The 20,923-nt window shown below is 61.0% G+C and carries 22 protein-coding genes and 1 riboswitch; of the genes, 16 read left to right on the plus strand and 6 right to left on the minus strand.

All coding sequences use genetic code 11. From position 1 onward, the window contains the following. Positions 1 to 113: 113 nt before the first annotated feature. The 6 genes from H8699_RS11115 to crcB all read left to right on the plus strand — a co-directional run bounded on the left by H8699_RS11115 (position 114) and on the right by crcB (position 5,524). Complete coding sequence (locus tag H8699_RS11115; protein ID WP_138296373.1) at positions 114 to 389, plus strand: HU family DNA-binding protein; 276 nt, start codon at positions 114 to 116, stop codon at positions 387 to 389. Between the two features lie 67 nt (positions 390 to 456). Then, positions 457 to 699: an RNA-binding S4 domain-containing protein gene (locus H8699_RS11120; protein ID WP_138296374.1), complete on the plus strand. Its 243-nt coding sequence runs from the start codon at positions 457 to 459 to the stop codon at positions 697 to 699. Positions 700 to 714: 15 nt separating this feature from the next. Next, positions 715 to 1,896, plus strand: coding sequence for a 2-C-methyl-D-erythritol 4-phosphate cytidylyltransferase (ispD, locus tag H8699_RS11125; RefSeq protein ID WP_249285752.1), 1,182 nt, complete (start codon positions 715 to 717; stop codon positions 1,894 to 1,896). A 107-nt stretch (positions 1,897 to 2,003) separates the two neighbouring features. Beyond that, positions 2,004 to 3,359: a hypothetical protein gene (locus tag H8699_RS11130; RefSeq protein ID WP_249285753.1), complete on the plus strand. Its 1,356-nt coding sequence runs from the start codon at positions 2,004 to 2,006 to the stop codon at positions 3,357 to 3,359. 17 nt (positions 3,360 to 3,376) lie between these two features. Then, the gene (gene radA / locus H8699_RS11135) at positions 3,377 to 4,744 is read left to right on the plus strand and encodes a DNA repair protein RadA (protein ID WP_249285754.1); all 1,368 of its coding nucleotides are present in this window, start codon (positions 3,377 to 3,379) and stop codon (positions 4,742 to 4,744) included. Between the two features lie 280 nt (positions 4,745 to 5,024). Next, positions 5,025 to 5,100, plus strand: a riboswitch (Fluoride riboswitch). Positions 5,101 to 5,161: 61 nt separating this feature from the next. Next, positions 5,162 to 5,524 carry a fluoride efflux transporter CrcB gene (crcB, locus tag H8699_RS11140; RefSeq protein ID WP_249285801.1) on the plus strand — a complete coding sequence of 121 codons (363 nt, stop codon included), beginning with the start codon at positions 5,162 to 5,164 and terminating at the stop codon, positions 5,522 to 5,524. Between the two features lie 137 nt (positions 5,525 to 5,661). Here the strand turns inward: crcB and H8699_RS11145 are convergent, their stop codons facing one another. Both H8699_RS11145 and H8699_RS11150 read right to left on the minus strand, forming a co-directional pair. Continuing rightward, complete coding sequence (locus H8699_RS11145) at positions 5,662 to 6,489, minus strand: sugar phosphate isomerase/epimerase family protein (RefSeq protein WP_249285755.1); 828 nt, start codon at positions 6,487 to 6,489, stop codon at positions 5,662 to 5,664. 153 nt (positions 6,490 to 6,642) lie between these two features. After that, positions 6,643 to 7,485, minus strand: coding sequence for an alpha/beta hydrolase (locus H8699_RS11150; protein WP_249285756.1), 843 nt, complete (start codon positions 7,483 to 7,485; stop codon positions 6,643 to 6,645). Between the two features lie 167 nt (positions 7,486 to 7,652). Here H8699_RS11150 and H8699_RS11155 point away from each other — a divergent pair, with 167 nt between their 5' ends. From H8699_RS11155 to H8699_RS11165, 3 genes are all read left to right on the plus strand, one after another. Next, complete coding sequence (locus H8699_RS11155) at positions 7,653 to 8,306, plus strand: HAD family hydrolase (protein WP_249285757.1); 654 nt, start codon at positions 7,653 to 7,655, stop codon at positions 8,304 to 8,306. A gap of 94 nt (positions 8,307 to 8,400) precedes the next feature. Then, positions 8,401 to 10,833 (plus strand): cation-translocating P-type ATPase, encoded by a 2,433-nt coding sequence (locus H8699_RS11160; protein WP_330605236.1) that lies wholly within the window; start codon positions 8,401 to 8,403, stop codon positions 10,831 to 10,833. Further along, positions 10,833 to 11,087, plus strand: a complete 255-nt coding sequence (locus tag H8699_RS11165; RefSeq protein ID WP_249285758.1) for a hypothetical protein — start codon at positions 10,833 to 10,835, stop codon at positions 11,085 to 11,087. Before H8699_RS11160 ends, H8699_RS11165 begins: the two co-directional genes overlap by 1 nt. Positions 11,088 to 11,163: 76 nt before the next feature. Here H8699_RS11165 and H8699_RS11170 read toward each other — a convergent pair whose 3' ends face one another. Further along, positions 11,164 to 11,451 carry a spore coat protein gene (locus H8699_RS11170; protein WP_249285759.1) on the minus strand — a complete coding sequence of 96 codons (288 nt, stop codon included), beginning with the start codon at positions 11,449 to 11,451 and terminating at the stop codon, positions 11,164 to 11,166. A gap of 28 nt (positions 11,452 to 11,479) precedes the next feature. After that, complete coding sequence (locus tag H8699_RS11175; protein ID WP_249285760.1) at positions 11,480 to 11,680, minus strand: hypothetical protein; 201 nt, start codon at positions 11,678 to 11,680, stop codon at positions 11,480 to 11,482. Positions 11,681 to 11,826: 146 nt separating this feature from the next. Here H8699_RS11175 and H8699_RS11180 point away from each other — a divergent pair, with 146 nt between their 5' ends. From H8699_RS11180 to H8699_RS11195, 4 genes are all read left to right on the plus strand, one after another. Continuing rightward, positions 11,827 to 12,486 (plus strand): RecX family transcriptional regulator, encoded by a 660-nt coding sequence (locus H8699_RS11180; RefSeq protein ID WP_249285761.1) that lies wholly within the window; start codon positions 11,827 to 11,829, stop codon positions 12,484 to 12,486. 931 nt (positions 12,487 to 13,417) lie between these two features. Next, positions 13,418 to 14,938: a phosphohexomutase domain-containing protein gene (locus tag H8699_RS11185; protein WP_249285762.1), complete on the plus strand. Its 1,521-nt coding sequence runs from the start codon at positions 13,418 to 13,420 to the stop codon at positions 14,936 to 14,938. 117 nt (positions 14,939 to 15,055) lie between these two features. Beyond that, on the plus strand, positions 15,056 to 17,035 hold the full coding sequence (gene tkt / locus H8699_RS11190) for a transketolase (RefSeq protein WP_249285763.1): 1,980 nt from the start codon (positions 15,056 to 15,058) through the stop codon (positions 17,033 to 17,035). An 83-nt stretch (positions 17,036 to 17,118) separates the two neighbouring features. Continuing rightward, a complete protein-coding gene (locus H8699_RS11195; protein ID WP_138296388.1) occupies positions 17,119 to 17,352 on the plus strand; it encodes a hypothetical protein in 234 nt (77 codons plus the stop codon). Positions 17,353 to 17,422: 70 nt separating this feature from the next. On the opposite strand, the gene H8699_RS11200 is transcribed toward H8699_RS11195, so the two are convergent. Together H8699_RS11200 and H8699_RS11205 are read right to left on the minus strand one after the other, a co-directional pair. Next, entirely contained in the window at positions 17,423 to 17,680 is a 258-nt protein-coding gene (locus tag H8699_RS11200) for a hypothetical protein (RefSeq protein ID WP_249285764.1), read from the minus strand. Between the two features lie 15 nt (positions 17,681 to 17,695). Then, a complete protein-coding gene (locus H8699_RS11205; protein ID WP_249285765.1) occupies positions 17,696 to 18,943 on the minus strand; it encodes a DNA polymerase Y family protein in 1,248 nt (415 codons plus the stop codon). 144 nt (positions 18,944 to 19,087) lie between these two features. Here H8699_RS11205 and H8699_RS11210 point away from each other — a divergent pair, with 144 nt between their 5' ends. The 3 genes from H8699_RS11210 to H8699_RS11220 all read left to right on the plus strand — a co-directional run bounded on the left by H8699_RS11210 (position 19,088) and on the right by H8699_RS11220 (position 20,917). Continuing rightward, the gene (locus tag H8699_RS11210) at positions 19,088 to 19,780 is read left to right on the plus strand and encodes a helix-turn-helix domain-containing protein (RefSeq protein ID WP_138296391.1); all 693 of its coding nucleotides are present in this window, start codon (positions 19,088 to 19,090) and stop codon (positions 19,778 to 19,780) included. Positions 19,781 to 19,803: 23 nt separating this feature from the next. Further along, positions 19,804 to 20,403, plus strand: coding sequence for an SOS response-associated peptidase (locus tag H8699_RS11215; protein ID WP_249285766.1), 600 nt, complete (start codon positions 19,804 to 19,806; stop codon positions 20,401 to 20,403). 148 nt (positions 20,404 to 20,551) lie between these two features. Then, on the plus strand, positions 20,552 to 20,917 hold the full coding sequence (locus H8699_RS11220) for a GntR family transcriptional regulator (protein ID WP_138296393.1): 366 nt from the start codon (positions 20,552 to 20,554) through the stop codon (positions 20,915 to 20,917). The last annotated feature ends 6 nt before the right edge of the window (positions 20,918 to 20,923 follow it).

Below are 20,923 nucleotides of genomic sequence, written 5' to 3' on the forward strand. Positions count from 1 at the left end.
ACAGAATATTTACGGTTTTTTTCGGCCGTAAGAGAAGGAGATTCCAATTATATAGCGAATTAAGATTAATTCAGGTTCGTTTATCTTTTAAGTAAAATAGGAGGTTTCAACTTATGAACAAAGCAGAATTGGTTATGGCGGTTGCCGAAAAGTGCGATTGCACGAAGAAAGATGCAGAAGCGGCCGTAAATGCCTTTGTGTCGGTTGTGTCGGAAGCGTTGGCAAAGGGCGACAAGGTCCAGATCGTGGGCTTTGGCAACTTTGAGGTGCGTGAGCGCGCCGAGCGCATGGGCCGCAATCCTTTGACGAAGGAAGAGATCACCATCCCGGCGTCCAAGAGCCCGGTTTTCAAACCCGGCAAGCTGCTCAAGGATTCCGTGAACCACTAAACCATAAAATGGGTTGGCCGGGCTGCGCGCATGCGGGCCCGGCTTTCTTATGCTATAGGGGGATAAGATGAGGTTAGATAAGTATTTGAAGGTTTCGCGCATCATCAAACGCCGCACCGTGGCCAACGAGGCCTGCGATGCGGGCCGCGTATCGCTCAACGGCCGGCAGGCCAAGGCGGGCAGCGAGGTCAAGCCGGGGGATGAGATCGCCATCCAGTTTGGCGAAAAGCTGCTGCGCTATGAGGTGCTGCGGGTATCCGAGCACGTGCCCAAGGGCGAGGCGGCGGAGATGTACCGCCCGCTGAACTAGGGGGCGCATTTGGGTATGGAGGTAGGAGCGGTCATCGTCGCGGCCGGGCGGGGCAACCGCATGGGCGCGGATGTGAATAAGGTGTTTTTGCCGCTATGCGGTAAAAGCGTTTTGGCCTGGTCGGTTCAGGCTTTTATGGACTTTGGGGTGCGCCGCATCGCCGTGGTGCTGGCCCCCGGCGAGGAGGGGGCGGCGCGTGAAGCGCTGAAGCCCTTGAAAGGGGAGGCCCAGGTGACGTTTGCCAATGGGGGCGCCCAGCGCACCCAATCGGTCTGCGCGGGGCTGTGCGCCCTGGGGGAGGGGATCGATTACGTACTGATCCACGACGGGGCGCGGCCGCTGGTCACGGGCGAGGTGATCGGCGCGGCGCTGGCCTCGGCCCGGGAGAAGGGCAGCGGCATTGCGGCCCTGCCGGTGAAGGATACCATCAAGCTGACCGACGGAGAGGGGAAGATCCTCTCCACGCCTGAGCGGGCCAACCTGTACGCGGTGCAGACCCCGCAGGCCTTCTGCTTTGAGGCGATCATGCAGGCCCATGCCGCCGCGGCGCAGGCGGGCGCCAACGCCACGGACGACGCGGCCCTGCTCGAGGAGATGGGACAAATGGTTTACTTATCCAAAGGGGACGAGGAGAATATCAAGCTGACCACGCCCCAGGACATGGCGCTGGCCCGCCAGATCCTGCGGCGCAGGCAGGGTGCGCGGCCCGGCCCGCGGATCGGCACCGGCTTTGACGTGCACGCGCTGGTGCAGGGGCGGGCGCTGATCCTGGGCGGGGTCAATATCCCCTACGAAAAGGGGCTTTTGGGCCATAGCGATGCGGACGTGCTGACCCACGCGGTGATGGATGCGCTGCTGGGCGCCGCTGCGCTGGGGGATATCGGCAAGCTGTTTCCGGATAACGACCCGGCCTATGCGGGGGCGGACAGCATCGCGCTGCTGGAGCAGGTGGCCGCGCGCGTGCGGCAGGCCGGGTATGCCATCGGAAATGTGGATGCCACCATCGTGGCCCAGGCCCCCAAGTGCGCCCCGCATATTGGGCGCATGCGGGAGAATCTGGCCCGGGCCATGGGCATCGGCTTAGGGCAGGTGGGGCTCAAGGCCACCACCACCGAGCATATGGGCTTTGAGGGCCGGGGCGAGGGCATCAGCGCCCAGGCGGCCGCAATCCTCTATCCATCGGATGCGGATATTTAAGCGCCGCCCGCGCATAGGCTATTATAACCAATACGTGCGCCGCGGTATTTGCGGCGACGCCGTTTATTGGTATAATGAGGGCATCAATAAAGAGCTGAGAGGTCAATATGCAGCGCAAGCGTTATCACCACAACCGCAAACGCAACCCCATGGCCGTAGCGCCAAGGCCCCGCGCGGGGAGCAGACCGGCCCCTGCCCGCGGCAAGGCTATTGCCGCAGGGGCCGGCGCGTTGGCCCTGGCAGCGGCGCTGGGGCTATTTCTGTGGCGCCCCTGGGTAGATGAGCCGGCGCCTGTCAGTGTAAGCGCACCTGGCGGGGAGATTACGTTAGCGCCTGCAACGCCCGGCCCAGGCGAATCCCGGGCGCAGGCGGGGGACGCTACCGCGGGCGTGTGGGCGCCGGAGCTGGATTTTCAGTACCTGAACCAGCCCTGCCTTTATGGGGATGAGCTGCTCTTTTCCGCCGGGGATGGGGCGATCGATAAACCGGTGCTCAGCGGGCTGTACCTGTACTCGCTGCGGGATGAGACCTGCCAGCAGGTGGCTAAGACCGAGATCGAAAACGGGGAGATCTACGAAACCCAGATAAACGACCGGTATATCTGCTATGTGGATAGCGATATGGCCCAGAATAACGTGATCTATTGTATCGACCGGGCGAGCGGGGCGCGCACCCGGATCAAGGAGTGCCCCAACGGCAAGCCCAAGCTGCGCCTGGCGGGGGACAGCCTGATCTGGATGGAGCAGACCGACGAGAATGTGGATAAGCTCTACCTGATCGACCTGAAATCGCAGGAGAATATCGCCCTTGCCACCTTTGAGGATGCGGCCACCTATGGGGTGAGCGCGCCCTGCATTACGGATAGCGCCATCCTTTGGGCCGCGCCGGATCCGGACCAGAGCGCGCAGCAACGGGAGGCGGGCGAAAAGAGCGTGATCCAGGTGTTCCAGTATCTCTCCGAATCCCAGGTGGACGAGGAGGGCAACCTGATCTTTGACACCTATGCGCCCGGCACCTATGTGCACGAGCCGGTGGCCTGTGGGGACGCCATCGCGTGGATCGACGCCAATAAGGCGCCGGAATCCAAGCTGTACTTGAGCGTGGGCCAGGGCAAGGCCCATCTGGTAGATGAGAATGTGACCGCCTACGCCATAGGCGAGGGATACCTGTGCTACAGCCGGGATGAGGCGATATGGGCCTACCGCTGGGCGGATGGGCAGTACTTCCGACTCTCGCCCGAGGGGCAAAAGGCCATGCTGCCCGCCATGGCGGGCAAGACCGTGCTCTGGTTCGACGTGACGAATTTGCAGGAGCAAAAGGACAAGTATTGCCTCCAGCGCCTGGATTGCGAGGGCGGCATGGCGGCCTACCGGGCAGAGCTGGCCGCGCAGCCCGCGCCGGAGCCCGAGGCTACGCCGGAGACGGAACCTGCGCCAGAGCCCACGCCGCAGGAAGATTCGTAAAGGGGAAGGATAGAGCGATGGCCAAGGAAAAGACGGTTTTTTTCTGCTCCAACTGCGGGCAGGAGTCCATCCGGTGGGTGGGGCGCTGCCCTGGCTGCGGGGAATATAATACCATGACCGAGCAGAAGGTGGCCGCGGCCGCCAAGCCCGGGGCCCGGGGGGCGCGCAGCACCGCGCACAAGATGCGGCCGGTGCGGATCGACGAGATCCCCGCGCAGGACCATGCGCGCCGCTCCACCGGCTTTACGGAGCTGGACCGGGTGCTGGGGGGCGGGCTGGTGCCGGGCAGCCTGGTGCTGCTGGGGGGCGACCCGGGCATCGGCAAATCCACCATCCTTTTGCAGGTATCCGGCGCGCTGGCGGCGGGGGGTACCCGGGTGCTGTACGTGTCCGGGGAGGAATCCGCCCGGCAGATCAAGATGCGGGCGGCCCGGCTTTCTGTGGACGCGCCGGAGCTTTACGTCCTGGCTGAAACGCAGATGGAGGCGGTGCTCTCCGAGGCCGAGGAGATGAAGCCCGACCTTTTGATCATCGACTCGGTGCAGACCCTGTACTGCGAGGCGCTGACCAGCGCGCCGGGCAGCGTATCCCAGGTGCACGAGGTGACCGGGCACCTGATGCGCCTGGCCAAGACCATGGGCTGCGCCATCGTGCTGGTGGGGCATGTGACCAAGGAGGGGGCCATCGCCGGGCCGCGGGTGCTCGAGCACATGGTGGACGCGGTGCTGTATTTTGAGGGGGATCGCCACCATCAGTTCCGCATCCTGCGGGCGGTCAAAAACCGCTTTGGCTCCACCAACGAGATCGGCCTTTTTGAGATGAAGAATCAGGGCATCGTACAGGTGGACAACCCCTCGGAGATGTTTCTTTCCTCCCGGCCGGAGCCGGTGCCGGGCAGCGGCGTGGTCTGCGCCATGGAGGGCACCCGGCCGGTACTGGTGGAGCTGCAGGCATTGGTCACCACCACCTCGTTTGGCATGCCGCGCAGGCAGGCCTCGGGGGTGGATTATAACCGGTTGATCTTGATGGCGGCGGTGCTGGAAAAAAAGATGCACCTGGCGCTTGGCAACCAGGATATCTATATCAACGTGGCCGGCGGCCTGCGCCTGGACGAGCCGGCGGTGGACCTGGGGATCGCCATGATGATCGTCTCCTCTTTCCGGGGCAAGGCCCTGCCTATGGACATGGTGTGCATCGGCGAGATCGGCCTGACCGGGGAGGTGCGCGGCGTGCCCCAGATGGAGCGGCGGCTGGCCGAGTGCGTAAAGCTGGGTTTTCACCGCTGCGTGGTGCCCAAAGACGGGCTGCGGGGCGTGGCCTTGCCGGATGGGATCGAACTTGTAGCTATCGAGCACGTGGGCGACGCGATGGAATTGATGATGTAAAGGAATTGGGGCGTTTGTGCAAACCGGTTACGCCCTGGCGGGGCTGCGGCAGGCCCGATAGAAACGCCCCTTGGATCCGCTGATAGCTGGCCATGCGCGCCGCCTTGAGCTGTTTGAAGCGTTTTGCGCGGGCGGATGAGCTTGCACGGGGTTTTTGCCCCGGCCCCCAACCTGCGAAGGCGGGAAGGCTAGCCCGATGGCGCGCGTGAGGAGCGGTCGGCAGCACCGCTTCCTTTTGCGTCTGGCGGCTGGATTCCCGTGCGCGGCTGTGGTAGAATAAAGCTTAATGGGGAATGAAGTGCTCCCCGGACCATAAGGCCCGAACCGCTGGTAAAGCTGATGACTTCTGCAGGGATGCAGGAGAAGTCGGCTTATTTTTATGCCCTAAGGGCAGGGAGGTCATTTGAGATGCAGATCATGATCAATTGCGTGTTCGTAGGCTTGGGCGGCATGCTGGGCGCAGTTGCGCGCTATCTTCTGGGGCTGATCCCCGTTCGGGAGATGGGCGGGTTTCCGCTCATCACACTGGGCATCAATATCTTAGGGGCGCTGGTCATCGGGCTGCTCGCGGCGCTGGCGCAAAAGCAGGCCTTTGACCCGGGATGGATGCTCTTTTTAAAGGTGGGCCTTTGCGGTGGGTTTACCACGTTTTCTACCTTTGCGCTGGAGGCACAGGGCCTGCTCTCGGGCGGACGGTGGGGCGCGGCTGTGCTGTATGTAACGCTAAGCGTAGCGGGCTGCATCGCCGCCGTGGCGCTGGGGAGGGTGCTGGTGCGGTAGGGGAAGGGAACATGCGGTTTTGTACCGAGTAAAAGACGGTTTGCCGCCCTGCATGGCCGGGCTATGGTTTACCTGGCGCCTAAAAAAACAAGGGCTTTGGATTTCCAAAGCCCTTGCGTTTTACAAACCGTATTCGTTTACCAACCCAGCTGGCGCAGGTATTCCCGGCTCAGGGTAATGGCCTCCATGGGGGTGCGGCCCACCGAGCGATCCTGCTCGACGACCACCCACTTGGCGCCGGAGGCAACGGCCGCGTCCAGCACGGAGGGCATATCCTGGTGGCCATAGCCCACGGGGCGGAACTCAAAGGCGCCCTGCTCCTTGGGCTTTTCCCCGTCGATGCCGATCAGCTCGTACATGGCGCCCGCCTCTTTGCCCTCTTCTTTGTAGTAGTCCTTCAGGTGAACCACCGGGCAGCGGCCCGCATACTTGCGGATGTAGGCACTGGGGCACTCGCCCGCCACGCGCACCCAGCAGATATCAAGCTCCGTCTGCAATAAATCCGCGGGGATGGCTTCGTACATATAATCCAGCGCATACTGCCCGTCCGGCATTTTGGCAAACTCAAAGTCGTGGTTGTGGTAAAGCAGGGTCACGCCCTTTTGCTTGCAGGCGCGGCCGATGCGCTCGATCTCCTCGATCACGTGGGGATACTCGGGCGTGCCCGGGCGGTATTCCTCGGTGAGGTAGGGCACGGCGATGTACTCGCAGCCGATGGTGATATAGTCGTCAATGGTCTTTTCGGTATCGCCAATCAGCTCCACATAAGGCACATGGGCGGACAGGGCGCGGATGCCCACCTCGTCCAATACCTTGCGCACCTCCTGGGCGCTCATGCCGTAAAGGCCGGCCAGCTCCACCGCGTCATAGCCAATATCTTTGATTTTTTGGATGGTTCCCTTAAAGTCCTTCTCAGCGTCCTCCCGTACGGAGTAGACCTGTACTGCAACCGGAAGTTTTGCCATAATATGACCCTCCTTAAAAAGTGTTTACTCGGTGTAAGTATAGCATATTCGCGCCGGATTGGGAAGGGATAGGCCCACATCCCCTGGTAAAATTTGTATAAAATGGCGAAAGGGCCGCAGGATCGTCCTGCAGCCCCTTCGCGTTGAGAGGGTTTAATTTGGCAAAATCGGTTTGCGTATTAAGGGGAACAGCTCGCCGATCGCCTTGCGAATGTAAAGATCCCAGAAATCCCACTCGTGCCCATAGCCGGGGATCTCCTCGAGCTGGGTATCGTACCCCAGGGATTTCAGGTGTTCGTGCGCTTTGCGCACGGTCGTTAAGGCAAAATCATCTCCGCCGCAGGCAAAATAGAATTTGGGCATGGGCTTGCCCTGCGCCAGGTTGCGCTTGGCGACGAAGAACATATCCTCTTCACTGCCCTCAAAGGCGTTAAGGTCGCCATAGGTATCCTCCATATCCGGCATGGCGATGCGCCCCGCGGTATTAAAGGGAGGCTGGGCTGCCCGGCGCTTGAGCTCCTGCACGTCAAAGGCGGCGCCGCTCATACACAGCGCCTGGCTGTACAGGTCCGGCCGCTTCAGGGCCAGGCGCATGGCCCCGTTGCCCCCCATGGACAGCCCGGCGATAAAGGTATCTTCCCTTTTATCGGAAATGGGGAAGAAGGCCTGGCAGACCTGGGGCAGCTCCTCGGTAAAAAAGGTGAAGTACCGCCCCCCGTGGACCATATCCACATAGGAGGAGTTGAAAGCCGGCGCCATGATGATGGCCAGCTTGTTATCGTCGGCATAGCGCAGCACGGAGGAGAAATTGACCCAGTCGCTGTCATCTCCCGAGCCGCCGTGCAGCAGGTAAAGCACCTGGAACTTCATCCCCGGCACGTAATAACTCTGGGCTCCCTGCACGATATCCGCAAAGCTGAACGATGGCAGCGCCACGGTGATGTTGGTCTGCATCCCCAGCACCTGGGATAAAAAGTTCATTTTGATAAGTGCCATAAAAAATGATCCCCCTTCTTATTCTCTCTTTATGACTATTATAGGAGGGCGATTTACGGTATGTCAATAAGATATTTAGCAAACTAATAAAAATTCGCCCGGTTGCGGCCAACAGGCAAGGCGTGGTATAACGGATAGGAATAAAGTGCTTGAGGAGGATGGGTAGATTGGCGATCAAGGGCGCGATTTTTGATATGGATGGGTTGATGATCGATACCGAGCGGCTGATGATGAAGGCCTGGCGCAGGGCCGGGGAGCAGATGGGTTTCCCCATCGGGGAGGACGTGGTCAAGCGCACGCTGGGGCTGAATGCGGAGAATACCAAAAAGGTGTTTGCCGAAGTTTTTGCCCGGGAGGAGGACTTTCTAGCCTGCCGCCAGGTGCGCAACCAGCTGCTGGCGCAGGATATTGAGGCAAATGGCCTGCCGGTCAAGGCGGGGCTTTACCAGCTGCTGGACTTTTTAAAGGCCGGCGGCTATAAAATCGCCGTGGCCACCTCCACCGCGCGGGAGCGGGCCACCGGCTACCTGAAAAAGGTGGCGGTGGACGGGTATTTTGACGCCATCATCTGCGGGGATATGATCGCCCGCGGCAAGCCCGAGCCGGATATCTACCTGGCCGCGGCGGGGGCGCTGGGCCTTGCGCCGCAGCGCTGCATCGCCCTGGAGGATTCGCCGGTGGGCGTACTCTCGGCCTATCGGGCCGGGTGCCGGCCCATTATGGTGCCGGATCTGATCGTCCCCTCTCCGGAGACCCGGGCGCTTTTGTATGCGCAGGTATCCTCGCTTGACGAGGTTATCCCTTTGCTGGAAGGGGAATAGATGTATATAGGGGGCCTTTACTTAGACGGCGGTGAAAACGCGCGGGCTGCCCTGGATGGCGGGCGGCGCCAATGACTTTAGGAGACCATAAAACATGAAAGTTCACGGGAAAAAGACGGGCGCGGGCGGCGCCCTGCGCGAGCCCACGCCGGAGCGGGGCCTGGAGGAGAGCGACGTAGCGCTGCGCAAAGCCATGGGCCTTGTCAACGTTGCGGTGGACGCGCAGAGCAGAACCGTCAAAGCGATCATCCACGACAACGTCTTTACCTTTTTCAACCTGATATTCGTGGTGCTGGCCGTGCTGGTGGCGCTGGTGGGCTCGTACCGGAGCCTGACCTTTATGCCCATCGTGGTGCTCAACACCCTGATCGGCATCGTGCAGGAGGTGCGCTCCAAGCGCACGTTGGAAAAGCTGACCATGCTCAGCGCCCCCACGGCGCGGGTGCTGCGCGGCGGGCGGGAGCAGACGCTCAGGGCCGAAGAGCTGGTGCTGGACGACGTGGTGATCTTTACCGCGGGCAACCAGATCTGCGCGGACGGCGTGGTTCTGGAAGGCGAGGCGCAGGTCAACGAGGCGCTGCTCACCGGCGAGGCGGACGAGATCGCCAAGGGCCCGGGGGATCAGCTGATGAGCGGCAGCTTTATCGTTTCAGGCGTCTGCAAGGCCCGCCTTGTCGCCGTGGGGGCGGACAGCTATATCTCCCGCCTGACGCTGGAGGCCAAAAAGAGCAAGGGCGTGGGCCAAAGCAAGATGATCCTGGCGCTGAACCGGCTGATCAAGGCCGTGGGGCTGATCATCATCCCCATCGGCGTGATCCTGTTTTTACACCAGTGGCTGCTGGTGGGCAACACGGTGGAAGAGAGCGTGGTGGGCATGGTGGCCGCGCTGATCGGCATGATCCCGGAGGGGCTGTACCTGCTGGCCAGCGTGGCGCTGGTGATCAGCGTGATGCGCCTGGCGCGCAGCAAGGTGCTGGTGCACGAGATGAACTGCATTGAAATGCTGGCCCGGGTGGATGTGCTGTGCGTGGATAAGACCGGCACCATCACCGAGCCGGAAATGCGGGTAGAGGGCGCGGTGCCCCTTTCAGATGAAGGGGATATTTTGCCCTTGCTGGGGGATTTTGCCGCCGCCCAGGCCAGCGATAATATCACCATGGAGGCGGTTAAGGCCTATTTTACCCAAGGGCAGGGGCGCAGGCCCCTGGGGGTGACCTCGTTTTCCGCCGCCTGCAAATACAGCTCGGCCACCTTTGAGGAGGGCTGCTATGTGCTGGGCGCGCCGGAGTTCGTACTGCGCGAGCGGTTCGGCGAATATCAGGCGCTGATCCAGAGCCACGCCGCCCGGGGGGCGCGGGTGCTGGTCTTTGCCCAATACGCCGGCCGGGCCGATGGCCGGGCGTTGACGGCGGGGGTGCGTCCGCTTTGCCTGGTGCTGCTGCGCAACCCCATTCGCAAAGCCGCCGCCCAGACTTTTGGCTACTTTGCGCAGCAGGGCGTGCAGGTCAAGGTGATCTCCGGAGACAATCCTGTAACCGTCTCCCAGGTAGCGATGCAGGCCCACATCGACGGAGCCGAAAACTATGTGGACGCCTCCACCCTGCAAACGGAGGAGGCGCTTTGCAAGGCCGCTACCCGCTATACCGTCTTTGGCCGGGTAACGCCCGCCCAAAAGCGCGCGCTGGTGCGGGCGCTGAAAAGTGCGGGGCATACCGTGGCCATGACCGGGGACGGCGTGAACGATGTGCTGGCTTTAAAGGATGCGGACTGTTCCATCGCCATGGCCTCGGGCAGCGATGCGGCTGCCCAGGCCGCCCAGCTGGTACTGCTGGACAACGACTTTGCCCGCATGCCGCTTGTGGTGGACGAGGGGCGGCGGGTGGTCAACAATATCGAGCGGTCGGCCAGCCTGTTTCTGGTCAAAAATATCTTTTCCTTTCTCATGAGCTTTTTCTCCATCGTGCTGATGTGCACCTATCCGGTGGGCCCGGCGCAGATCTCGCTGATCAGCGCCTTTACCATCGGCGCGCCGGCCTTTTTACTGGCGCTGGAGCCCAACAAGCGGCGGATTAAGGGCACCTTTTTGCGCAATGTGATCGAACGGGCCTTTCCCGCCGGAATTACGGACTTTATCCTGGTCAGCATTCTGATGCTGGTGGGAAGGTGGATGGGGATACCCGACGAGATGATCTCCACCGCCGCGACGATACTCATGTCCGTCGTAGGGCTGCTCATCATCTGCTATATCGGCCGGCCCATGAACCTGTGGCGCTGGGCCATTGTGGCGGCGATGGTGGCGGGCATCGCCCTTAGCGCCACCTACTTCCACTGGTTGTTTGATATGAGCCGCCTTTCGTTGCACTGCACGGTGCTGCTGCTCATCCTGTGCGCGCTGGCGCTGCCGGTGATGCTGGGCTTAGGAAGGGCGACCCAAACGATGGTGGATTTCAGCTTCCGTATGGCGCGTCAATTCCTGCGCCGCTGCAAGGGGCTGGGCGCGCGCCGCAGAAAAGAGGAGGGGCGTTAATGATGAAGCGGGCCAGGCGTTTTTGCGTGCTGTTGATCTTTTCCACACTGGGCGTGTATATCGGCAAGTGGATCTGGCTGATCTGCGATTATGCCGCGCATCCCGGCTTTTATGAGCAGTTCAGCGCGCCCTGGTACGCGCAGATGGCGCCCTATACCTTGATGGCGGCGGGGCTGATGGCGGCCGGGGCGGCCGTATATCTGGCCCTGCGCCTGGCGGAGAAAAGGCGAAAAGAAAGGGAGAAGGCATCATGAAAAAAGCGCCGGAATAATCCGGCGCTTTTTTGTCCCTGTCTAAACATCGGGACTGGGAAAGGTATCCCAATAAAGGTTACTTGGTCAGCTCGTTTTCCATCTTGCAGTAGGTCTGCTTGGCCTGGTCAATATCCTGGGCCTGGGCCTGCTTGATCTTGTAAAAGCCCTTTTGCTGCATGTAGTCAAAGGTCTGGTACTGATCCTGCGTGGTGTTGGTAAAATTGTTCCCCAGCACCTGGCGAAACTCCGGCGTGGAAGCCTCGGTGATCGCCACGGAATAAAGGCCGACGATCTGCTTTTCCTGGCTGAGCAGGTCGGTCAGCATGTCCTGCTCAGTCAACTGTACAAAGGGATTTTCATTCATGTTCTCGGATCTCCTTTTTTCTTAAAGGTTAATGTTGGTTCAAAAACGCCATCAGCCCCGAATAACGCTGCTGATGGTGGAGCGCCAGCTGGCTGGCGAAATTCGACAGCTGCTGGTCGTTAAACTGGCGGGCGTAAAACTCGCACACCTTGCAGGCGTGCGCCTCCTGCCCCAGCACGTCCTCCAACATGCTCAGATCCTTGGTAGAAAGGCTGCAATTGTTGCTCATGTCTTTCATCTCCTTTATTGGAATACGTCCCTATTTTCCGCTTGGGCGTCCGAAAGTATACCGGCCAATTTCTGGACGTTTGCCTGGAAGGGCAAAAGCGTTTATAATGATTTTGATTCGAATTTTTAAAAGGGGGCGAGAAGGACATGGCGCTGGTCACGGCTATTGAGGATCAAAAGCGCAACCGTACCCGGGTCAACATCTATCTGGATGGGGAATACGCCTTTTCGCTGGAGAAGGAGACCTGCGCCAGGCTGCGTATCGCCATGGGGATGGAAATCGAGCCGGAGCAGGTGGCCCAGGCCGCGGCGCAGGACGAGCGGCGGGTGGCCTTTGACCGGGCGCTGACCTGCCTGGAGCGCCGCGCCCGTACCGAAAAGCAGGTGCGCGATTACCTGCGCGCCCGGGAGTTTGCACAGGATGTGATCGACGATACGCTCCAAAAGCTCAAGGGCTACCGCTTTGTGGACGATGCAGCTTATGCCAAAAACTTTGCCCAGGGGAAGCTGAACGCCGCGGGCCAGGGCCCGCACCGCATCCGCCGGGCGCTGAAAATGCAGGGCGTGCCCGATGCGGTGGCCGAGCAGGCCGTTTCTGAGCTGGATGAGGAGCGCCAAGCCCAGCTGCTGGCCGCCCAGGCCGAAAAGGCGCTGCGCCGCTACGCGGCGCTGCCCCGGCGCGAGGCCATGGGCAAGGCAGGGCAGGCGCTTTACCGCAAGGGCTTTGGCTGGGATGAGATCGCCTCGGCCCTGCGGGAGGCCTATGAGGCGCTGGAGCTGGATAAAGACGAGTACGAGGATTTTTAGTGCGCATGGCCTCTGGCAGTAAAGCTGCATAAAACCTTTTGCGGCTAGGGAAAAGCCGGCCCCAGCGGTTATAAAAGAGATTCCTCATATTCGCGCGGAATGATAGAATTAGAGATGATGACCTGCGCGGGAAAATATGGGCTTTCGTTCAGAGATAAAAACGAAGATAAAGCAAAGCAGGGAGGAAAGTTAGGGAACGGATTATATATGTTAAGGGGGAAGGGGGATTCCGATTTCCCCCCTAGGCTAAAGCCCCTCTGTTCGCTGGGGCTTTCTGCAGCGGCAAGCCTTGCAGAAAGCTGACGCTCACAGAAATCATCGCGCCCTTTTCCCGCCACTGGCGGCGGGCGCTATAGATTTCCCTTAACAATCCCTAAACCTAAAGGTTCTCTGTTCACTGTGGGTTTGCCCATCGCGGCGCGTCGGCCGCTTGGGCGCACCTCACGTTCACAGAAATCATCGCACCCTTCATCTGCCACAGGCAGCGGGTGCTATAGATTTCCCCAAACGGCCACTCCGTGGTGGGGACGGAGGTTTTCAAGCCCTCCGATGCTAATGAACCAATTAATTCTCCAGCCGTTTCGCTTATGCTATGCCCTTCGATTTACCCCCCACTTGCCTCCCTCTGACGAGGGAGGTGGCGCGCCTTTGGGTGCGCCGGAGGGAGAGATGCATCTGAACCAAAATCATTACCTGAACGTTCTCATCCTGTTGTCATTCAGAGCGCAGGCGAAGCCGGAGCGAAGAATCTAGTGCACGCCTTCTTGGCCCTGCGCATTCTGGGCGATCGTACCTAATGCGCAGACAAATGGCTGCCGTGAGATTCCTCGCATCCGCTCGGAATGACTAGCACATAAACCGATAGATCTCGCGCGCGCATGAAACAAGGGGCGAACCATCAAGCTTATCAATAAAAATCAGGAGGAAAGACATGGAGCAGGATTTAAGAAAGCTGAAGTCCGGAACCGACGTGCGGGGCGTGGCCCTGCCGGATGCGGGACGGGAAGTGAACCTGACCGACGAGGCGGTGCGCCGCATCGCCCATAGCTTTGCCCTATGGCTGGCCGGGAAAAAGGGCGCCGAGGCCGAAACGCTGCGCATCAGTGTGGGGCACGATTCCCGCCTGTCCGCGCAGCGGATCAAGGCGGCGGTGCTGCAGGGCCTGGGCGCGGCGGGCTGCGCCGTAACGGATGTGGGGCTGATCTCCACCCCCGCGATGTTTATGACCTGCGTGACAGAGGGCTTTATGATGGACGGGGCGGTGATGATCACCGCCAGCCACCACCCCTTTGACCGCAACGGGCTTAAGTTCTTTACCCCTGCAGGCGGCCTGGAGGAGGCGCAGCTTAAAGCTATCCTGGAGATGGCCAACGCCACCCCCTGCCAGGGCGCGCCGGCCCGGGTGGAGCGGCGGGACTTTTTGCCCCTGTACGCCCAAATGCTGGTAGATAAGATCCGCGCCGGCGTAAACGACCCCGAGGATTACGCGCACCCGCTAAAGGGCCTGCACGTAGTGGTGGACGCGGGCAACGGCGTGGGCGGCTTTTTTGTGGACGGGGTGCTGGCCCCCTTGGGCGCGGATACCGCCGGCAGCCGCTTTTTAGAGCCGGATGGGCGCTTTCCCAACCACATCCCCAACCCGGAGGAGCCCGAGGCCATGGCCTCCATCCGGGAGGCGGTGCTGCAAAGCGGGGCGGACATCGGCCTGATCTTCGATACCGATGTGGACCGGGCGGGCGCGGTGGACCGGGCGGGCAACGAGATCAACCGCAATAAGCTGATCGCGCTCATCGCCGCCATCGAGCTGGAGGCGCATCCCGGCGGGGTAGTGGTCACCGATTCGATCACCTCTACCGGCCTTAAAACCTTTATCGAGCAGCATCTGGGCGGGGTGCATTACCGCTACCGCCGGGGCTATAAAAACGTGATCGACAAAATGGTGGAGTTAAACGCCGCCGGCAAAGACTGCCCCATGGCCATGGAGACCAGCGGCCACGGCGCGCTGGCGGAGAACTATAACCTGGACGACGGGGCCTATCTCATGGTCAAGATTCTGATCCGTTTGGCCCGGCAGCGCCGCGCAGGCGGGGATATTGCCGACCTGATCCGGGATCTGAAAGAGCCGCTGGAGATGCAGGAGGTACGCCTGCCCATCACCGAGGCCGACTTTGCCGCTTGCGGACAGCGGGTGATATCTGATCTGGAGGCCTATGCCGCGGCACAGCCGCTCTGGCAGGTGGCCGACGATAACCGCGAGGGCATCCGCGTCAGCTTTGGCCCCGGGGAGGGGGAGGGCTGGTTCCTTTTGCGCCTGTCGGTACACGACCCCATCATGCCGCTGAATATCGAATCCGACGCGGCGGGCGGGGCGCGCATAATCGCCCAAAAGCTTTTGCCGGTGCTGCAAAGCATGCCCGGCCTGGACGTAAGCCCGCTTGAGAAAAGCCTGTAAAGGCCTTTCCATCGTGGCGCAAGTGCGTTATAATAGATGCATATGGGCTTTTGTCAAAAGCCTTTGCGTGTAAGAGAAAAAATCAACCGCTCAACAAATTAAGGGAGGTAAATTTTCATGCCCTGTGTCAAGGAATTATCGGTCAACACCATTCGCATGCTCTCTGCCGAGGGCGTGCAGAAGGCCAACTCCGGCCATCCCGGCCTGCCGATGGGCTCGGCCCCCATGGCCTACGCGCTGTGGGCCGAGCAGATGAAGCATAACCCCAAGGATCCCCAGTGGATCAACCGGGACCGCTTCGTGCTCTCCGCCGGCCACGGCTCCATGCTGCTGTATTCGCTGTTGCACCTGTTCGGCTACGGCCTGACCATCGAGGATTTGCAGCAGTTCCGCCAGTGGGGCTCTAAGACCCCCGGCCATCCCGAGTATGGCCACACGGTAGGCGTTGAGACCACCACCGGCCCCTTGGGCATGGGCGTGGCCAATGCCGTGGGTATGGCTGTAGCTGAGGCGCATTTGGCCGCCAAGTTCAACCGCGAAGGCTACAATGTGATGGATCACTACACCTACGCGCTGGTGGGCGATGGGTGCCTGATGGAGGGCATCTCCTCGGAGGCTTCCTCCCTGGCCGGCACCTGGGGCCTGGGTAAGCTGATCGTGCTGTACGACAGCAACACCATCTCCATTGAGGGCAACACCAATATCGCCTTCCGCGAGGATGTAGCCAAGCGCTATGAGGCCTATGGCTGGCAGGTGATCGACGTGGCAAACGGCACGGATGTGGACGCCATCTCCGCTGCCATCGCCAAAGCCAAGCAGGAGACCGGCAAACCCTCGCTGATCGTGGTGCATACCGAGATCGGTTACGGTTGCCCGGCCAAGCAGGGCAAATCTTCCGCCCATGGCGAGCCCCTGGGCGAGGAGAACCTGGAAGCCACCCGTAAAAATCTGGGCTGGAATTACCCGCCCTTTACCGTACCTGAGGAAGTTAAGGCCCATATGCAGCAGTGCATTGACGCCGGCGCCAAGGCCCAGGACGAGTGGAACGCGCTGTTTGAAAATTATAAAAAGGCCTTCCCCGAGCTGGCCAAGGAGTGGGATTGCTGGTTTAGCGGCAAGGTGGACGAGAGCATTTTTGCGGACGAGTCCTACTGGGATTTCCCCAAGGCGGACGCCACGCGCAACAGCTCCGGCATCGCCCTGAACCGCCTGGCGGCCAAGGTGCCCAACCTGATCGGCGGTTCGGCGGACCTGGCGCCCTCTACCAAGACGCTGATGAAGGACCGCGGGGATTTCTCCGCTGAGGATTACAGTGGCAGCAACATGCACTTTGGCGTGCGCGAGTTTGCCATGGCGGCCATCGGCAACGGCATGGTGCTGCACGGCGGCCTGCGCGCCTATGTGTCCACCTTCTTCGTATTTAGCGATTATATGAAGCATGCTATCCGGCTTTCCGCCATCATGCAGCTGCCGCTGACCTATGTGCTGACGCATGACTCCATCGGCGTGGGCGAGGACGGCCCCACCCATGAGCCCATCGAGCAGCTGGCCATGCTGCGCTCCATCCCGGGGATGACGGTGCTGCGCCCGGCCGACGGCAAGGAGACCGCCGCCGCCTGGCAGGTGGCCATGACCCATCAGGGCCCCTGCGCGCTGGTGCTGACCCGCCAGAACCTGCCCCAGTACGAGAATACCGGCTGCGGCGTGAAAAAGGGCGCTTATATCCTGGCGGACAGCGAAAAGGCTACGCCGGATGTGATCTTGATGGCCACCGGCTCCGAGGTGGAGCTGATCATGCAGGCCAAGGACGCCCTGAAGGAAAAAGGGGTGGACGCCCGCGTGGTTTCGATGCCCTCCTTCGAGCTGTTTGACGCCCAGGATGAGGCTTATAAGGAAAGCGTGCTGCCCAAGGCCGTGCGCGCCCGCGTGGCCGTGGAGGCTGCCAGTCCCTTTGGCTGGTACAAGTACGTGGGCCTGGATGGCGAAGTGATCGCGTTGGATCACTTTGGCGCTTCCGCTCCGGCTTCCATCCTGTTTAAGGAGTTTGGCTTCACGGTGGATAACGTGGTTGAAAAGGCCCTGGCCGTTTGCAAATAAGGCTTAAGGCTCAATAAAGCGGTGGCGCCGCCTTTTATGGGCGGCGCCGCTTCTTTTAAGATAGTGAGAAAGGGGGCGCTTGCATGCGCAGCAAAGGGGAACAGGCTTTAAGCATCCTCTGGTTTATCTCGCTGGCGGGTTCGGCCTGTATTTTATACATGTCGGTATTTTTGCACATGTCCATCGCTATGGGATGGCTGGTCGCAGTGCCCGCCGCGGCCGTGGTGCTGACGGCTATAAACCTGTACCTGACCCGCCGCCGGGAAAAGGCGGAAAAGGCCGCCCGCAAGCGGGAGCAGGCGGAAGATCAAGCGTAACGGTAGCCTTAAAACCGGCCCTTGGGGCCGGTTTTTTCTTTTCATCATGTACGGCGCGGCCTGCGCATATTCATAGCCCCTTGCGCTCCACAAACCAGCGGTTCTCCTCCAGAAAGATAAAAGTCTCCTGCTGGCCGATGCGCACGGTGTAACGCATGCCCGCCCCGCCTGCGCGCAGGCTGGCCGCCGGGCGGATGTCCACCACCTGGTCCACCGCGTAGCGCCGGCCATCCTCCCATTCTACGCACCGGGGCAGGATCTTCCCCTCCGGGCTGAAGTAGGCCTCCACACCCACGTAGGCCTTGGGGGAGTAAGCGCTGCCAGTCATCGTTCATCCCTCCTTTTAACCGGCATGGAAAAAGCCCACCGGATGGATCACGTGTTCTTCCTTGGGGTGGATGCGCCGCAGCGTATCATCCAGCCCGGTGGCCGCCCGCCAGATCGCGTCCGGCCCAAAGCGGGCGCGGATATCCTCTACGGCCCGCTCGGCGGCCTCCCGGCGCTCCCGCGCGGCCTCCGGCTCAAAGAGCAGGGTCTGGCTGGGCTGGGCGGCGCTATGCAGCCCGCAGGCCCTAAGGCCGATGGAGCGCAGGGGCTTATCCCAGCTATAGTTGGCCTGCAATATGGCCATGGCCGCACCGCATATGTCCGCTGCCAAACAGGTGGGCCGAGGCAGGCGCATCTGCCGTTCAAAGCGGAATAGGCCGTTGTCCCGCAGGCTGATCTGCACCGTATCGCATACAAAGCCGCTCTCCCGCAGCCGGGCCGCCACGGATTCGGCCAGCATCCAGAATATCGTGCGCGCATCCCGGTCGTCCTTTAGATCCCGGGGCGTGGTGGTGGAGTTGCCAATGCTCTTGATGGCTTCCGCTTCGTCCAGCGCCCGCACGGGCGAGCAGTCCTGCCCGTTGGCAAAGGCGTGCAGGATCAAGCCCCATTTGCCCAGCCATTGCTGCAAAAGCCGGGGCGAGGTCTGGGCCAGGTGGCCGATGGTGGGGATGTTGCGCTTGTATAGCTTTTGCCGGGTGGCCGGTCCCACATACAGCAGATCGCCCACCGGCAGCGGCCAGGCTGCCTGCCGGTAATTTTGGGGGGAGAACAGGCGCACCTCATCCGGGCCCGCCACATCGCTGCCCAGCTTGGCAAACACCTTGTTAAAGGAGACCCCCACCGAGACCGTGATGCCCAGCTCTTGTTTCATCCTGCGGCGGATCTCCTGGCCGATGGCGCCGCCGCCCCCGTGCAGGGCGCAGCTTGCGCTTACATCCAGCCAGGCTTCGTCCAGCCCAAAGGGCTCTACCTGATCGGTATATTCGGCAAACAGCGCCCGGGCCAGGCGGCTAAAGCGCAGGTAGCGGGCAAAATCCGGCTCCAGGATGATCAGCCCCGGGCACTTGGCCCGCGCCTGCCACAGGGCCTCCCCGGTCTTGACGCCCCGGGCTTTGGCCAGTTGGTTTTTGGCCAGAATAATGCCGTGGCGCGCCTCCACATCCCCGCCCACAGCCACGGGCTTGCCCCGCAGCTCCGGGTGGTGCAGGCACTCGATGGCGGCGTAACAGTTGTTGATATCCACGTGCAGCACCGTACGCATGCGCTCTCACTCTCCTTATAAGCGACTATAATGATTATAATTCTCTTTTAAAGAGAAGTAAAGTGGAAATATTCTCTAAATAGGAGAATATTCGGTTGCGCTCCCGTGGATATTCCGCTATAATGGGCAAAAGGGGTGAAACAGATGGAATTAGCAAAAAATCTGGCCCGCCTGCGCCGTGCGGCGGGGATGACCCAGGCCCAGGCGGCGGAATACCTCAGCCGCCAAGGGCTGGCGGTGACGCACAAGGCGGTCTCGAAATGGGAGCAGGGCGCCAGCCGGCCCGATGGACTGCAGCTGCTCTATCTATGCCGGCTCTATGGCGTGCGGGATCTGTTGGCCGCCTTTGACGGCGCGGGGGAGAAAGACCTGCTCTCCGGGCTCAATGCCACGGGGCGCGCCCGCGCGGCTGAATATATCCGCCTGCTGCGCGGGGATGAGGCGTTTGCCTTGCATCCATCTGCCGGCGGCGCGGCGCGGGTGCGTACCCTGCCGCTATACGATATGCCGGTATCCGCCGGCACGGGCCTGTTTTTGGATAGCGACCATTACGAGCTGCTGGAGGCGCCTAATGCCCCGGCCGAGGCTAACTTTGCCGTGCGCGTGCGGGGGGACAGCATGCAGCCCCGCTTTGTGGACGGGCAGGTGGTGTTCGTGCGCCAGCAGCAGACCCTGGAGGATGGGGAGATCGGCATCTTTCTGCTCAACGGGGATGCGTTTTGTAAAAAATTCCAGCAGGGCGAGGTGTGCTATCTGCTCTCGCTCAACCCGCAATACGCGCCCATCCCCATCCGCCCGCAGGATGAGCTGCGCATGATCGGCCGGGTGGTCGGGTAAGCTAGGGGACGGAGGGATGCAAAATGTGCGGAAGATATTTTATCGACGCGGGGGACCGCGAGTGGATGCGGGTGCTGGAGCTGCTGGCACAGGAGGACCGTCAATCGCCCGCCTTTGCGGATATGCGTACCGGGGAGGTCTATCCCACCCATATCGTGCCGGTGCTTACCGCGCCGGACCGGGCGCATTTGATGCAGTGGGGCTTTACCCGGTTTGACGGCAAGGGCCAGGTCATCAACGCCCGCAGCGAAACGGCGGGGGAAAAGAGCATGTTCCGCCGCCCGCTGTCCCAGGGGCGCTGCCTGATCCCGGCCAGCTGCTATTACGAGTGGCGCAGGCTGGAAGGCGGAGGCAAGCAAAAATATGCCCTTTCGCCCCAGGAGCCGCTCTATATGGCCGGGCTTTACCGGCGCGAGCAGGGCGCCGCCCTGCCCCGCTTTGTGATCATGACCCGGGATGCCGCACCGGAGATCGCCTTTATTCACGACCGGATGCCCGTGATCTTCGATAAGCCCGCCCAGCAGAAATGGCTGGAGCGGGATGTGGCGCTGGACGCGCTGCTGGCCCAGGCGGAAAACGCCATCCGCTTTGAACCGGCCGATGGACAGACGGCCCTGTTTTAAAAGAATAAATGCCTGTAAGGCCCGGCCCAGTGCCGGGCCTTTGCTGTGCTTTAAAAAAATGAAAAAGGCTATTGACAAAAGAAAGGGCACGCTGTATTATTGTATTAACCACTTAATACAGTGACACAACGGCAAAAGGGGTGAAGCAATGGAATGGCAATTTAGCACCGACCGGCCGATCTACCTGCAGCTGATCGATATGATCAAGCAGAAGATAATATCCGGCCAGTACGGCCCGGGGCAAAAGCTGCAGTCCGTCCGGGAGATGGCGGGGGTTCTCGCCGTCAATCCCAACACGCTGCAGCGGGCCCTGGGGGAGTTGGAGAAGGAAGGGCTGGTGTTTACCCAGCGCACAAACGGACGCTTTATAACGGAGGACACACAATTGATCGACGAGGTGAAAAAGCAGATGGCAACCGAGCGTATTACGCAGTTATTAAAGGAAATGGAGCAGATGGGCTACAGCGTAGAAGAGGTCATCGCGCTGATCAAGTCCACCGGCAAAGGAGAGTAGGGAAGT

This window comes from Luoshenia tenuis (assembly GCF_014384745.1).
Lineage (GTDB): Bacteria > Bacillota > Clostridia > Christensenellales.